Below are 11,977 nucleotides of genomic sequence, written 5' to 3'. Positions count from 1 at the left end.
GAGAAAAAGCTCTTGCAGGACGCTCGGATGCTGTTGCAGAGATCCCGAGAGGATCACCAGTCGGCCGTCCGGCGGGGCGGCCAAGTCGCGGATCCCCGCCTTTCCACTGAGCCGAACTCGGGCGACCCGCACTGAAGGAGACTGCCCTGGAACCACGGAGAAGAGCTCAGACGCCCGTATGCGCAGGATAACGGCGTCTTTAGGGGCCTCTGATTCCCCCAGGATCGGGGCCTGCAGGCCGAGCGCGAGATCATCGTCCGACAACGCGCGATGCCTTCAATGTCGAGGCCTTGCTGCTCCGTAGTGGGAGGTAGCCCATAGTGGGCCCTGACTTGGTCTGCCTAGAGCAGCGCTTCACCCAAGCGCCAAGTAAGTTCAGCCGACTCGGAAAGAGTGCCCGTTTCATCGACCCGGAACCGCGCGAGCAAATGCGTCGAGCGCCGCCTAGTATGTCAATCAGCTCTGAAGTTTGGCTCTGACGCAGTTTTGGTGCACCAGTCGTCGTGACTGTCATTCCGCTCCGATCAATCTGGCTTGCAGGAGATCGAGATGGCCTCTGCCGTACATCTGACGCTTCACAAGCTTGAGTTTCGTGATCTGGCCTTCGGTCTGACCGTTCGACCACGGTAGCGTGATTGCCGCACGAACGGCCGCCTCATCCTTGGCGATGCCATTGGCAAACGAGGTCACGAGGCTTTGGCGCGCTCGGGCATTCCATGACGTCAGGTCAGCCTCGCGGCCACTCCGGATCAGGGTCTGGAAGTCCGCAATCGTGTCGCGGGCACTGGCGAGAGCTGGCACGCCGCTTTCGATGGCGGCGATGGTCACGGTCTCCGTCTTAGAGAGCATGTCTCGTCCCGTGCTCATCAGTCGGGCGATAGTCCTGGCGGATGGAACGCGCTGAAGCTGTTCGTCTCCGATCCGTTCAGCACGCATCTGTAGCAGCTCGCGCTCGCCATCGTGCACCCGAACCACCGGCGCCATCTGGTCAGGGAAGACCCCAGGAAGGGGCGGCATGTTGCCGGCGTTGTCGCGGGCGATATCGAAGGCCCGCCGGATCATCGCCTGGGTGGTGTGGACGCTGTATAGATTGCACACGCGAGGGGCTCCGTCCTGATTTCAACGTTAAGCCTATAGCTTCCCTTCCCCAAGGCCACGGTCCAAATTCATCATGAACCGAATGCCTCTGATCGCGCGGTAGATACCGTCGAGACGCCATACACCATAACCGACACCGAAAATCACCGCGACTGCTGCTGCCTCAAACATAGTTGGCCCCATTTCTAGGAGAGCTATTTGTCTTGCTCCCCCATCAACCATAGCGGCTAAAGCATCGGACGGTTAAACGGACGCATAACTGGCGACCTTACTGGCGGCCTTGAGATAGTTCCAGCACTCATCTAGCGCCTGTCACAGGCCGCTAAATTTTGCTAAACTCGGACCTCCCAAGAAAGGGAGGATGTCATGGCGCATTGCGTGAGGTATCTTTTCGTAACTGTCGGGATGCTTGTAGCTGGCGCGGCTCACGGCCAGGATTTCAAGAGCCAAGTGGCTACCGCTGCGGCAAGTTGGGACGCTGCTTTCAACGCTGGTGATCTTTCAAAGCTCGCGACGTTCTACACAAAGGATGCCGTCATCATGTCTGCTGGAGGGCAGCAGGTTACTGGTCATGAAGGTGTCCAAACCCTCTATGGCAACATCCTCAAGAGCGGCGTGAAAGCGCACAAGCTTGCCGTGGAGGGCGCGGAAATGGACGGCAGTATGGGCTATGCCTATGGCACTTGGCAGGCTGAGTCGGGTGGCAAACCGATTACTGGACAATTCACCAATGTTTTCATGAAGGATGGAAGCGGGTGGCACCTCGTGCTGCATACATGGACGCGAAAACCCTCCTCTTGAGCATCGGACGATTTCACCGACACATATCCAGCCGCCCTGAGGTAGTTCCGGCGTTCAGGCGTCTCGAACAGATCGCATATGTCGCCGAGGGATGACCCGCCTCAAGGAAGGCTGCGACCCGCACCCGAAGATCGAGGGAATAGCAGTGACCTATGATCCACCTCCCGTTTCAGGGATTGAGTCACAGATCACACAAGCCCAAGCCCCCAGGAGTCTGATTTCCAGTCCGATGCTCTAGGTCTAAGGGTACGCGCATGTTGAATCCGCAATCGACGATGACTGTGAGCCAACTCTCTTGAAACATTCTGATAAATTCCGTGATGGAATAAGTTCGAACGGCTAACGTTTTCCTGCCGTCTGACATTTCTTGATAGGCTGGATAGGCTCATGGAACCCGCACAAACTTCTGAACCTTGTCAAGACGCCGTTTCAGATCCAAAGGAGTTTGCCAACACCCGCCCCTCGTTCCAGCGCGCCTCGGTACTCTTCGTCACCTCGCTCGGCTCGTTCATTGGAGCGAGTCTTCTGCTCGCCAGCATTGCGCCGAATTGAGAGCTCTCGAGCCCTCTCACATGCGGACCGGGTCGTGGCCGTCGGTGGAACACAGATGGATTATAAGATCGAGCTGGTTGCTCAGACGCTTCATCAAGTCGAGCAAGGAAGCACGTGGGATAACGAGACTGCAGGCCGCAAGGAGCGCTTCCGTGAGTACGCGCGCAATGCGATCAAGCTTCTCGGTAACGATATTGGTGTTCTGCTGCTCGCCTTAGAGAAGTGTAGCAGCAAACGCTGATCTCCCCAATATGGTGGGACTCTTGCGCATCTCTAAGCTAGCCCCACTGTTTTGGGCGTGCTGGCTTCCACTTCAAGGACTGTCGGCTGCTCAGCCTCTAGTTCCTTTAGGGCCAGCGCTCGCCAGTGCCTGAACTCGGCCGTGTCCTTCCCGACCCGCTCTTCTGTTGCGATGGCCTCCCAGCCCGGCCCTTGCTCATTGGCAAGCTGCCGAGCTCGGGCCGTGATCTCCTCATCCGTGAAATGTGGTGTGGCCATTGAGGATCTCCCTGTCGCGAGCACCGGGATGATGCAATCGGCTTCCCCGTGAATTTGAAAGGGGATAATGGACTTAGGCTACGGCCTGTTATGACTTGAACCCTTTGCACCTGGAGGCGTTTTGCTCGTCCTGTCTGAGGAGGAGCCATGCTAACGGAAGCACAATGGGCCATGCTGGAGCCACTGGTGGAGCAATGCCGTCCCAAGGGCAAGACACCGCCACAGGATCTGCGTCGGACGTTCGAGGCCATTCTCTGGCGCCATGAGAACGGCGCCAAGTGGCGCGCCGTGCCGGCTGAATTGGGGCCGTGGTGGCGCGCCGCTCAGACCTTCATCCGCTGGGCCCGTCTGGGTGTCTGGGAGCGCCTGCTCAACCTGGTACAGAAGTGCGGCATCCAGCTCGGGATGACCTTCCTCGACGGCACCAGCGTGCGCGCGCATCAGAAGGCCGCCGGGGCTCGTCGAAAAGGGGCTCTCAAGCTCAACGAGACCATCGTGAAGCGCTTGGTCGGTCTCGTGGCGGCTATGGCACCAAGGCTTGCGTGATCGCCGACGGGCTCGGACGCGCCATCGCGTTTCGCATTGCACCCGGTCAGGCGCACGAGCTGCCTGACGCCATTCCGCTGCTTCACAGTTTGCCGAGTGTGCCCAGCTGGGTGGTGGCCGATCGCGGTTATTCAAGCCACAGCTTCCGCGAGCACATCTGGAGCATCGGTGCGAAGCCGGCGATCCCGGCTAAGTCCAATGAGGCGCCGGTGGCCTGTCCGGACTGGATCTATAACAACCGCAATGTCGTCGAGCGGCTCTGGGCCAGGCTCAAAGAGTGGCGAGCCGTTGCAACCCGCTACGAGAAGACCGCACGATCCTTCATGGGCGTGCTCTGCCTCGCCGCAGCAATCGACTGGCTCAAGCGCTAACAGGCCGTAGTATTGGAACGAGTTGGTCGAGGCCAAGTCCGAGCGCAAGGAATAACGCATGCACGATGTGTCCTCCGCCTGCAGGCAGCTTCTCCCGCACATGTTGGAGGTGTCGTCTTAGCTCAAGTGCAATGGTGAAGATCACTTCTTGCGAGGCATCGGCGATTTCCAAATGCCAGCCGCGCCAAGTCACATCAACGTCCTCATGATCAGCCCGAATTTCGTGGATCGCCACAAGCGCTTCCGCCTTAGCCGCCTCGAAGCAGGAGGCTTCGATTCCAATCTCGTCGGGGAATACGTCGTCGTTAGGCCCGACGAGATGAAAATAGTACCGCATAGTTGCCCTCCATCAGAACAGGACAATGGAGAGGCCGCACCTCTTCACACCGACGTGAAGGCTAGCCGGGTTCGCGGCGAATTAAGGGCAAGGTTCGATTGGGTTCTACCCCTTACGGGGTATCGGATGCATTTATCTATTTGCTGTGATGCCAAATTAGGAAGGAACTGGCGACTGCGGCCCGGTCTTGGGGCTGGCTCGCTTGGGTGGACTAGAAGCCCTCGAGCTTCGTGCCACAGCAGGTCATTGCGATGGCGGGAGGCGAGGATGCATGAGTTTTTCCCTGCTTGCCGATCAAGTACCATATGGTCCTGCACCGACCCGTCCTGGAAGGCATACCTCTTAAGATCATTGCGGGAACAATGCTAAGTCGCCGGTGGTTGAGGCTGCCTAGTGTGTCTCACCGGAGGGGTCTGCTTTGTCTCTCGCTCTCGACAGTCACTCAAACAGATTGGATTTGCTTCGGTTTAGTGGAGAGCGGTTTGGTAGCTATCCGGCCAGCCTTTCGAACTGAGCCGGACTGACATAGTCCAGTGTCGAATGACGCCGGACGGGATTGTAGAAGCCATCGATGTAACGACCGATCGCCTTCCTGGCCTCGGCTCTCGTCTGGAAGACGGTGCGCCAGACCAGCTCGGACTTCAAGGTCTTGAAGAAAGTCTCGACCACGGCATTGTCGAAACAATTGCCTGTCCCGGACATTGAGATCCGGATGCCGTGCTTCCGCAACTCGGCCTGATACTCGATCGAACAATATTGACTGCCGCGGTCCGCGTGATGGGTCAGCCCCTCACCGGGTCTTCGGATCGCCAGAGCCTTGCGCAGCGCCTCGAGCGCCAGTTCCTTGTGCAGCCGGTCGCTCACCGCCCAGCCAACCACCCGGCGCGCGAAGAGATCCAGGACCACGGCCAGGTAGAGCCAGCCCTCGCTCGTCCACACGTACGAGATATCCGCGTTCCATTTCTGGTTCGGGCGCTCGGCCGAGAAGTCCTGCTCGAGCAGGTTGGGAGCAATAGGAAAGGCGTGGTGGCTGTCGGTGGTGCGCTTGAAGCGACGTTTCTGCCGGGCCTTGAGCCCATTCTCGCGCATCAGTCGGGCCGTCCGACGGCGCCCGATCGGCAGGCCCTGATCCTGGAGTTCGCGCGTCATCCGTGGGCTGCCATAGGTGCCATTCGATTCTCGAAAGGCGGATCGGACATGGGCGAGCAGCACCAGATCGTCGCGCTGACGCTGGCAGGCCGGACGACTTCGCCAGGCAAAGTAGCCGCTCTGGCTCACCTCAAGAACCTGGCACAGGCGCTGGATGGGGAATTCCGCTTTCGCCGCATCGATGAACGTGAACCTCATCGACTTCCCTCCTTGACGAAAAAAGCGGTGGCCTTCTTGAGGATGTCGCGCTCTTGCCGCAGCACCTCGTTCTCGCGACGGAGGCGCTTGAGCTCGTCCATGACATCCTCATTGGGCGGCGGGGCCGACGAAGGCCGCATATCCTGGTGCTCCGCCATCCAGCGCGCGAGCGTCGAACGGTTCACCCCAAGATCGTCGGCGATCGCGCGTTGCGAGCGCCCACTCGTCAAAACGAGGCGGACGGCCTCATCCTGAAACTCTCTCTTAAAACGGGTCTTCGGCATGGAGATCCTCCTGCTTCATCAGAAGCTCTCCATTTTTTCGAAGCAAGACCAGATCCACGGCCAGCAAGAAGTGGGACACCGAACTGCTGGCATTCATCGGGGCGCTTCTGGGCGTAGCGTTAGGCTGCGTGTACGAGATAAACGAAGCCATCTCTCACGACATGAGTGAGGTTGAGCCATTTGCCCAGATCCTAAGTAGGCCGCCATAAGTCTTGCAACGCGAGAGCTGCGGGTGTTTTCTGGGGAGCATGCAACGACATGATCACTCTCCCGAGACGTGGCTCGACGAGGCGGATCGCAAGCGGCTGGCCGCCGCGCTTGCTGGCGCCCGTGAGGCCCGTGTGTATCGCCGCCTCGAAGCGCTGCTGCTGGTGGCCGAGGGGCATTCTATGGCGGAGGCGGCCCGCCGCTGCCGCGTCAACCGCTCCAGCGTGCACCGCTGGCTGGCCCAGTACAGGGCCGAGCATGAGGCCACGGCACTGATCGACCGGCCGCGCAGCGGGCGTCCGCGCCTTCACCACACCCTCACGCCGCGGCGGCTGGCGGCGGCCCTGGCGCGCGACCCGCGCCGCTGCGGCTATCAGGCCACGAGCTGGACGGTGCCGCTGCTGGCGCACGACCTGGCCACGAAGGGCCTCGCGGTCAGCCCCCGGACCCTGCGGCGCCGGCTGCACGAGGCAGGCTATCGCTGGAAGCGCCCGCGCTACGTCTATGTCGAGCGCGCGCCTCATCTGGCGCAGAAAAAAGGGGCATCACCCGGCGTCTGAAGGCGGGCTGGCACAGAGGCGATCGGCTGCTGTGCCTCGACTGGACGCTGTTGCGGCTGTTTCCGCCGCTGCGGGCGACCTGGGCGCTCAAGGGCACTCAGGCCACCGTGCCGATCACCGGCCGCAACGCGAAGCGGGTGCTGTTTGGTCTTGCTTCGAAAAAATGGAGAGCTTCTGATGAAGCAGGAGGATCTCCATGCCGAAGACCCGTTTTAAGAGAGAGTTTCAGGATGAGGCCGTCCGCCTCGTTTTGACGAGTGGGCGCTCGCAACGCGCGATCGCCGACGATCTTGGGGTGAACCGTTCGACGCTCGCGCGCTGGATGGCGGAGCACCAGGATATGCGGCCTTCGTCGGCCCCGCCGCCCAATGAGGATGTCATGGACGAGCTCAAGCGCCTCCGTCGCGAGAACGAGGTGCTGCGGCAAGAGCGCGACATCCTCAAGAAGGCCACCGCTTTTTTCGTCAAGGAGGGAAGTCGATGAGGTTCACGTTCATCGATGCGGCGAAAGCGGAATTCCCCATCCAGCGCCTGTGCCAGGTTCTTGAGGTGAGCCAGAGCGGCTACTTTGCCTGGCGAAGTCGTCCGGCCTGCCAGCGTCAGCGCGACGATCTGGTGCTGCTCGCCCATGTCCGATCCGCCTTTCGAGAATCGAATGGCACCTATGGCAGCCCACGGATGACGCGCGAACTCCAGGATCAGGGCCTGCCGATCGGGCGCCGTCGGACGGCCCGACTGATGCGCGAGAATGGGCTCAAGGCCCGGCAGAAACGTCGCTTCAAGCGCACCACCGACAGCCACCACGCCTTTCCTATTGCTCCCAACCTGCTCGAGCAGGACTTCTCGGCCGAGCGCCCGAACCAGAAATGGAACGCGGATATCTCGTACGTGTGGACGAGCGAGGGCTGGCTCTACCTGGCCGTGGTCCTGGATCTCTTCGCGCGCCGGGTGGTTGGCTGGGCGGTGAGCGACCGGCTGCACAAGGAACTGGCGCTCGAGGCGCTGCGCAAGGCTCTGGCGATCCGAAGACCCGGTGAGGGGCTGACCCATCACGCGGACCGCGGCAGTCAATATTGTTCGATCGAGTATCAGGCCGAGTTGCGGAAGCACGGCATCCGGATCTCAATGTCCGGGACAGGCAATTGTTTCGACAATGCCGTGGTCGAGACTTTCTTCAAGACCTTGAAGTCCGAGCTGGTCTGGCGCACCGTCTTCCAGACGAGAGCCGAGGCCAGGAAGGCGATCGGTCGTTACATCGATGGCTTCTACAATCCCGTCCGGCGTCATTCGACACTGGACTATGTCAGTCCGGCTCAGTTCGAAAGGCTGGCCGGATAGCTACCAAACCGCTCTCCACTAAACCGAAGCAAATCCAGTTTGGGGCGATCGACCTGCGAAGCGCGCGCCGGGTGGTGCTGATCCGTTCCCACGCCGGTCAGGCCGATGCCCAGGCGTTCCTGCGCGCATTGCGGCGCCGCTACCGCGGCGCCGGCTGGCTCTGGCTGCTGAGCGACCGGGCCAGCGCCCACACCGCCCCGCAGACCCAGGCGCTGGCAGACCGGTTGCGGATCCGCTTCGTGTGGCTGCCCCGGCAGGCACCCGAACTGAGCCCGATGGATCAGCTCTGGCGCGAACTCAAGCGGCTGATTGCGGCCAACCGGCAGGCCGCATCCATCGATGCCCTGGCCGCCGATGCCGCAGCCTGGGTTCTGGCGCTGACGCCACAACAAGCGTGTCGCAAGGCGGGCATGGCCTCCAAACACTTCTGGCTCAGAAAGCTGTTGCAGAACTTTTGGCGACCTACTTAGCGGAAATCACAGCAGTCGCTCTCGCAAGCGCGGTCTTGTTCGCTGCCGCCTCCGCCATTAGCAATTGGCGTCCGGCTTCCTCCTGAACTCATTTCGGGATATTTCTCAGAGTTACCATTTTATGGAACTGATGCGGTCAAGTACATCACCCCCGAGAACATTCGGCAGCGCATTGCTATGCGGAGAAGCACATCCTTGACTTAGCGGGCATAAGACATGGTCGAGATGTGCAAAGGGCTCTGGAGGCCCGTCGGGAGTTGATCTTAGTTCGATCGAAACGCCTCGCAGGCGCGTAAAGCCCGCCGCATAATCCCTAGTATGGAACCGCGAACAAAGGCTACTACCTGTCGTTAACAAGGCTCGGTGAGGTCGATCCGCCATGTCGAGAACGCCCATGAGCAGCGGCTGGGCCTCGGTTGACACTGCGCCTCAAGACGGCACACCTGTGATCTTCTGGATGATCGAGAACGAGACCCCACCTAAGGTCCCGCTGACCGTGGGGTTTTGGACGCTGAATTCCAAGGCTGGTATTGGCTATTGGCGTCTCTTCGGAAATCCGCCGCGTTTCTGCTCTAGTCGGCAAGTCCGGGGGTGGAAGCGACTTCTTGCCGGTTGAGATGACTACCCGCAATTTCGCGCAATTGTTGGTATCGAACGGCGAACAAATCGAGAAGCTGGCGAACCTGTAATACCGATGGCCGAGAACATTAGCCCAAACGGGGATGAACATCGACACGCGCGAAAGAGACTGCGAAGCGTCAGGTATCTTAGGATTATCGGCCCGTTGCTGTCAGTAACCTTTCCATAGTGGCCCGGATCTCCTCGGCGGCCTTCACGCCCCGGACGCCGACGACGCCCCTGTCAATCGGCTTGCCGTCGGCATCCTTCCGGCCGTTGAAGAAGGCGTCCCGCTGCTCCTTGGACATGGCCAGGATGGCTCGGGCTTCGCACTCCTCCTTCCATTCCTCAGACCAAGTGCTGACGGGCTGGCCAGTGGGCTCGGAGATGGCGGTGGTGTCTTTAGAGATGTCCATGGCCTGTGCACCGCATATGAGGCTGAACAAAGGGTGCACTCTGCGCATCTCGCGGATCGTGAGCGCTCATTTCGTGGGATCGTGAGCAGGCATTTCACGCGATCATGAGCGGTCGCGTCGACCGATGGGGTGATGGAGTCAGGAGATTTGGTCGCCGTCAAGAGGGCGGGCTCTGGCGTTCTGCTTTCTCATGCTTTCTCCGGCGAGTTGAAGGCGGTGGGCATTGTGAACAAGACGATCCAAGATTGCGTCTCCAAGAGTGGGATCCCCAATCAGGTCATGCCATGCGTCCACGGGAACCTGGCTCGTGACGATGGTCGATGAGCGGCCGTGACGATCGTCGAGGATTTCCAGGAGATCGCGCCGCTCGGACCCGGTGAGCACTGACAAGCCCCAATCATCGAGGATCAGCACCTGTACGCGACCGAGGGCCTTGAGCAGGCGGCCATAGCGCCCGTCGCCGCGCGCGAGCGCCAATGCCTCGAACAGGCGCGGCACGCGGTGGTAGAGCACCGAGCGGTTATCCCGGCAGGCCTTGTGGCCGAGCGCGCAGGCGATCCAGCTCTTGCCGAGGCCGGCCGCCCCTGTAATCAGCACATTCTCATGCCGGTCGATCCAGTCGCCAACAACCAGCCGGGCAAAGACCGCGCGATCGATGCCGCGCGGGGTTCGCCAATCGACGTCCTCGACGCAGGCGTTCTGGCGCAGCGCCGCGAACTTGAGCCGCGCGGTGAGACGCTTGGTGTCGCGCTCGGCCGCTTCGCGGTCGACCAACAGCCCGATGCGCTCCTCAAAGGACAGAGCGTCGAGATCGGGCAATCGTCGCTGCTCCTCGAAGGCTTTGGCCATGCCGGTCAGGCCAAGCGCGATCAGGCGCTCATGGGTGGGATGGGTCAGCATCGGTTGGGTCTCCTGGGTTCAGTGGAAGTAACCCTGGCCGCGGATGTTGCCGTGGCGCAGGGGTTCGTGGTCGGGCGTCTCGTCAACGACGGCGCGGTCGAGGCCATTCTTGAGAATCGACCGGATCGAGGCGACGGAGCGTGCCTTGATGAGGAGGCCGCGCCGGCAGGCGGCCTCGACGCGGGTGTCGCCATAGCTCCTGGCCAGCGACAGGATGCCGAGGCAGGTGCGGAAGCCCTGCTCGGGATGTGGACGGTCGGCGATCACCGCCTCGAAGAAAGCCGCGACGGAGGGCCCAATCCGTTCACCGGCGGCGATCAGGCCTCGTGGGGTCCACTGGCCGTGGCGGCGATGGGCGCTCGGCATATGCTCGGCAACGGTGGTGTGGCCGCGCCGGTTCGGCGCCCGGGCATGGCTGGCGACCCGCTGGCCCTTGTGGAAGATCTCGACCGTCGCACCGGCAAGGCGCACGTCGACGAGTTCCCGGATCAGGCGGTAGGGCACGGAGTACCAGTGGCCGTCGACCTCGACATGGTAGTCCGGCGCGACGCGGCAGCGCTTCCAGCGGGCGAAGACGTAGGGCTCGTCTGGCAGCGCTCCCAGCCGGGGCCGGTCGATCTCGGCAAAGAGTTCGGCCCGGCTGGAGCCGAAGCCGCGCATCTGGCGGGCGTTGAGTTCGACGACCAGGCTGCGAATGGCGCGATTGAGCTCGGCGAGCGCGAAGAAGCGATGGTTGCGCAGCCGGGCCAGGATCCAGCGCTGGGCGATTTGGACCGCGACCTCAACTTTGGCCTTATCCTTCGGGCGTCTCGGCCGCGCCGCGAGAATGGCGGTGCCGTAATGGCCGGCCATCTCGGCATAGGTGCGGTTGAGGCCGGGATCGTAGCGGTCGGGATTGGTCACCGCCGCCTTGAGGTTGTCGCAGATCACGAACTTCGGAACCCCGCCCAGGAAGGCAAACAGGTTGGCGTGCACGGCAATCCAGTCCGGCAGGCTCTCGCTCGCGCAGGCCTCGGCATAGGTGTAGTTGGAGGCGCCCATGGCGGCGACGAACAGCTTCATGGGATGGGCTTGGCCGGTCAGCGGATCGAAGACGTCGATGGTGTCGCCGGCAAAATCGACAAACACCTTCTCGCCGCCCCTGTGGGTCTGGCGCATTGTTGGGCGAACGCGCCCCTTCCAGGCCTCGTAGGTGGTGCAGAACCAGGTGTAGCCGAAGCCATCGGGATGGGCGGCGCGATATTCCTCCCAGAGCAGCACGCGCGTCACGCCACGCCGGCGCAGCTCCTTCTCGACATAAACCCAGTCGGGGACCGGGCGCCGATCGGTCTGAGCCGAGGATGGTGCCGGAAACAGCAGGAGTTCGAGCGCGTCGTCATCGAGCCCGTCCGGCAGCGGCCAGCTCAGCCCTGCCAGACGGGCGCGGCGCAGGTAGCCATGAACGACGCCATTGCTGATCCCCAGCGTGCGCGCGATGACGCGCTCGGTCAGGCCTTGGACATGTCTTAAACGAAGTACTTCTCGGATCCGGCGCATCGACAATCTCTGGGTTGGCATCGGGCCTCCTCGTGGGTTGAACGAGGCACCCGTAGCCGGTTGAGTTGTCGGCCGAAGCTCCCGGCACCTCCGAAAAG

13 protein-coding genes and 1 pseudogene are annotated in these 11,977 nt (G+C 61.6%); 7 read left to right on the top strand and 7 right to left on the bottom strand.

Annotated elements, in window-relative coordinates; genetic code table 11:
- Positions 1-510: 510 nt before the first annotated feature.
- Positions 511-933 (bottom strand): annotated as a pseudogene (locus tag BB934_RS33925) (transposase); the annotation flags it as partial.
- Positions 934-1,464: 531 nt separating this feature from the next.
- Here BB934_RS33925 and BB934_RS33920 point away from each other — a divergent pair.
- The 3 genes from BB934_RS33920 (at position 1,465) to BB934_RS33915 (ending at position 2,692) form a co-directional block, all read left to right on the top strand.
- Positions 1,465-1,899 (top strand): YybH family protein, encoded by a 435-nt coding sequence (locus BB934_RS33920; protein ID WP_099514172.1) that lies wholly within the window; start codon positions 1,465-1,467, stop codon positions 1,897-1,899.
- A 387-nt stretch (positions 1,900-2,286) separates the two neighbouring features.
- Entirely contained in the window at positions 2,287-2,451 is a 165-nt protein-coding gene (locus BB934_RS47730; protein ID WP_157934484.1) for a hypothetical protein, read from the top strand.
- A gap of 55 nt (positions 2,452-2,506) precedes the next feature.
- Entirely contained in the window at positions 2,507-2,692 is a 186-nt protein-coding gene (locus BB934_RS33915) for a hypothetical protein (RefSeq protein ID WP_099514171.1), read from the top strand.
- A 32-nt stretch (positions 2,693-2,724) separates the two neighbouring features.
- On the opposite strand, the gene BB934_RS33910 is transcribed toward BB934_RS33915, so the two are convergent.
- Positions 2,725-2,949 carry a hypothetical protein gene (locus BB934_RS33910; protein WP_099514170.1) on the bottom strand — a complete coding sequence of 75 codons (225 nt, stop codon included), beginning with the start codon at positions 2,947-2,949 and terminating at the stop codon, positions 2,725-2,727.
- Positions 2,950-3,096: 147 nt separating this feature from the next.
- Between BB934_RS33910 and BB934_RS33905 the strand changes: the two genes are divergently transcribed.
- A protein-coding gene (locus BB934_RS33905) for an IS5 family transposase (protein WP_099511788.1) occupies positions 3,097-3,866 on the top strand; the annotation gives its coding sequence in 2 pieces (ribosomal slippage) (positions 3,097-3,418 and positions 3,418-3,866; 771 coding nt in all).
- Here BB934_RS33905 and BB934_RS33900 read toward each other — a convergent pair.
- Both BB934_RS33900 and BB934_RS33895 read right to left on the bottom strand, forming a co-directional pair.
- A complete protein-coding gene (locus tag BB934_RS33900) occupies positions 3,856-4,203 on the bottom strand; it encodes a DUF6894 family protein (RefSeq protein WP_099514169.1) in 348 nt (115 codons plus the stop codon). The two genes, BB934_RS33905 and BB934_RS33900, sit on opposite strands and share 11 nt — an antisense overlap.
- 489 nt (positions 4,204-4,692) lie before the next feature.
- A protein-coding gene (locus BB934_RS33895) for an IS3 family transposase (RefSeq protein ID WP_418294697.1) occupies positions 4,693-5,834 on the bottom strand; the annotation gives its coding sequence in 2 pieces (ribosomal slippage) (positions 4,693-5,576 and positions 5,576-5,834; 1,143 coding nt in all).
- Between the two features lie 248 nt (positions 5,835-6,082).
- Here BB934_RS33895 and BB934_RS33890 point away from each other — a divergent pair.
- The 3 genes from BB934_RS33890 to BB934_RS33880 all read left to right on the top strand — a co-directional run bounded on the left by BB934_RS33890 (position 6,083) and on the right by BB934_RS33880 (position 8,409).
- On the top strand, positions 6,083-6,601 hold the full coding sequence (locus BB934_RS33890) for a helix-turn-helix domain-containing protein (protein ID WP_237050067.1): 519 nt from the start codon (positions 6,083-6,085) through the stop codon (positions 6,599-6,601).
- Positions 6,602-6,797: 196 nt separating this feature from the next.
- A protein-coding gene (locus BB934_RS33885; RefSeq protein ID WP_418294697.1) for an IS3 family transposase occupies positions 6,798-7,939 on the top strand; the annotation gives its coding sequence in 2 pieces (ribosomal slippage) (positions 6,798-7,056 and positions 7,056-7,939; 1,143 coding nt in all).
- A 71-nt stretch (positions 7,940-8,010) separates the two neighbouring features.
- On the top strand, positions 8,011-8,409 hold the full coding sequence (locus tag BB934_RS33880; protein WP_335645646.1) for a transposase: 399 nt from the start codon (positions 8,011-8,013) through the stop codon (positions 8,407-8,409).
- A 773-nt stretch (positions 8,410-9,182) separates the two neighbouring features.
- Here the strand turns inward: BB934_RS33880 and BB934_RS33875 are convergent.
- The 3 genes from BB934_RS33875 to istA all read right to left on the bottom strand — a co-directional run bounded on the left by BB934_RS33875 (position 9,183) and on the right by istA (position 11,900).
- The gene (locus tag BB934_RS33875) at positions 9,183-9,443 is read right to left on the bottom strand and encodes a DUF7696 family protein (protein WP_099514329.1); all 261 of its coding nucleotides are present in this window, start codon (positions 9,441-9,443) and stop codon (positions 9,183-9,185) included.
- Between the two features lie 138 nt (positions 9,444-9,581).
- Positions 9,582-10,343, bottom strand: coding sequence for an IS21-like element helper ATPase IstB (gene istB / locus BB934_RS33870; RefSeq protein WP_099509450.1), 762 nt, complete (start codon positions 10,341-10,343; stop codon positions 9,582-9,584).
- Between the two features lie 18 nt (positions 10,344-10,361).
- Positions 10,362-11,900, bottom strand: a complete 1,539-nt coding sequence (istA, locus tag BB934_RS33865; protein WP_099509451.1) for an IS21 family transposase — start codon at positions 11,898-11,900, stop codon at positions 10,362-10,364.
- Positions 11,901-11,977 lie beyond the last annotated feature (77 nt).

The organism is Microvirga ossetica (assembly GCF_002741015.1).
GTDB lineage: Bacteria > Pseudomonadota > Alphaproteobacteria > Rhizobiales > Beijerinckiaceae > Microvirga > Microvirga ossetica.
This window is presented reverse-complemented; position numbering and strand designations above follow the sequence as displayed.

Excerpts from the sequence above, each read along its gene's own strand:
- BB934_RS33920 (WP_099514172.1), top strand. The coding sequence starts at position 1,465 with ATGGCGCATTGCGTGAGGTATCTTTTCGTAACTGTCGGGATGCTTGTA.
- BB934_RS47730 (WP_157934484.1), top strand. The coding sequence starts at position 2,287 with ATGGAACCCGCACAAACTTCTGAACCTTGTCAAGACGCCGTTTCAGAT.
- BB934_RS33875 (WP_099514329.1), bottom strand. The coding sequence starts at position 9,443 with ATGGACATCTCTAAAGACACCACCGCCATCTCCGAGCCCACTGGCCAG.
- BB934_RS33900 (WP_099514169.1), bottom strand. The coding sequence starts at position 4,203 with ATGCGGTACTATTTTCATCTCGTCGGGCCTAACGACGACGTATTCCCC.
- BB934_RS33890 (WP_237050067.1), top strand. The coding sequence starts at position 6,083 with ATGCAACGACATGATCACTCTCCCGAGACGTGGCTCGACGAGGCGGAT.
- BB934_RS33915 (WP_099514171.1), top strand. The coding sequence starts at position 2,507 with ATGGATTATAAGATCGAGCTGGTTGCTCAGACGCTTCATCAAGTCGAG.
- istB (WP_099509450.1), bottom strand. The coding sequence starts at position 10,343 with ATGCTGACCCATCCCACCCATGAGCGCCTGATCGCGCTTGGCCTGACC.
- BB934_RS33910 (WP_099514170.1), bottom strand. The coding sequence starts at position 2,949 with ATGGCCACACCACATTTCACGGATGAGGAGATCACGGCCCGAGCTCGG.
- istA (WP_099509451.1), bottom strand. The coding sequence starts at position 11,900 with ATGCCAACCCAGAGATTGTCGATGCGCCGGATCCGAGAAGTACTTCGT.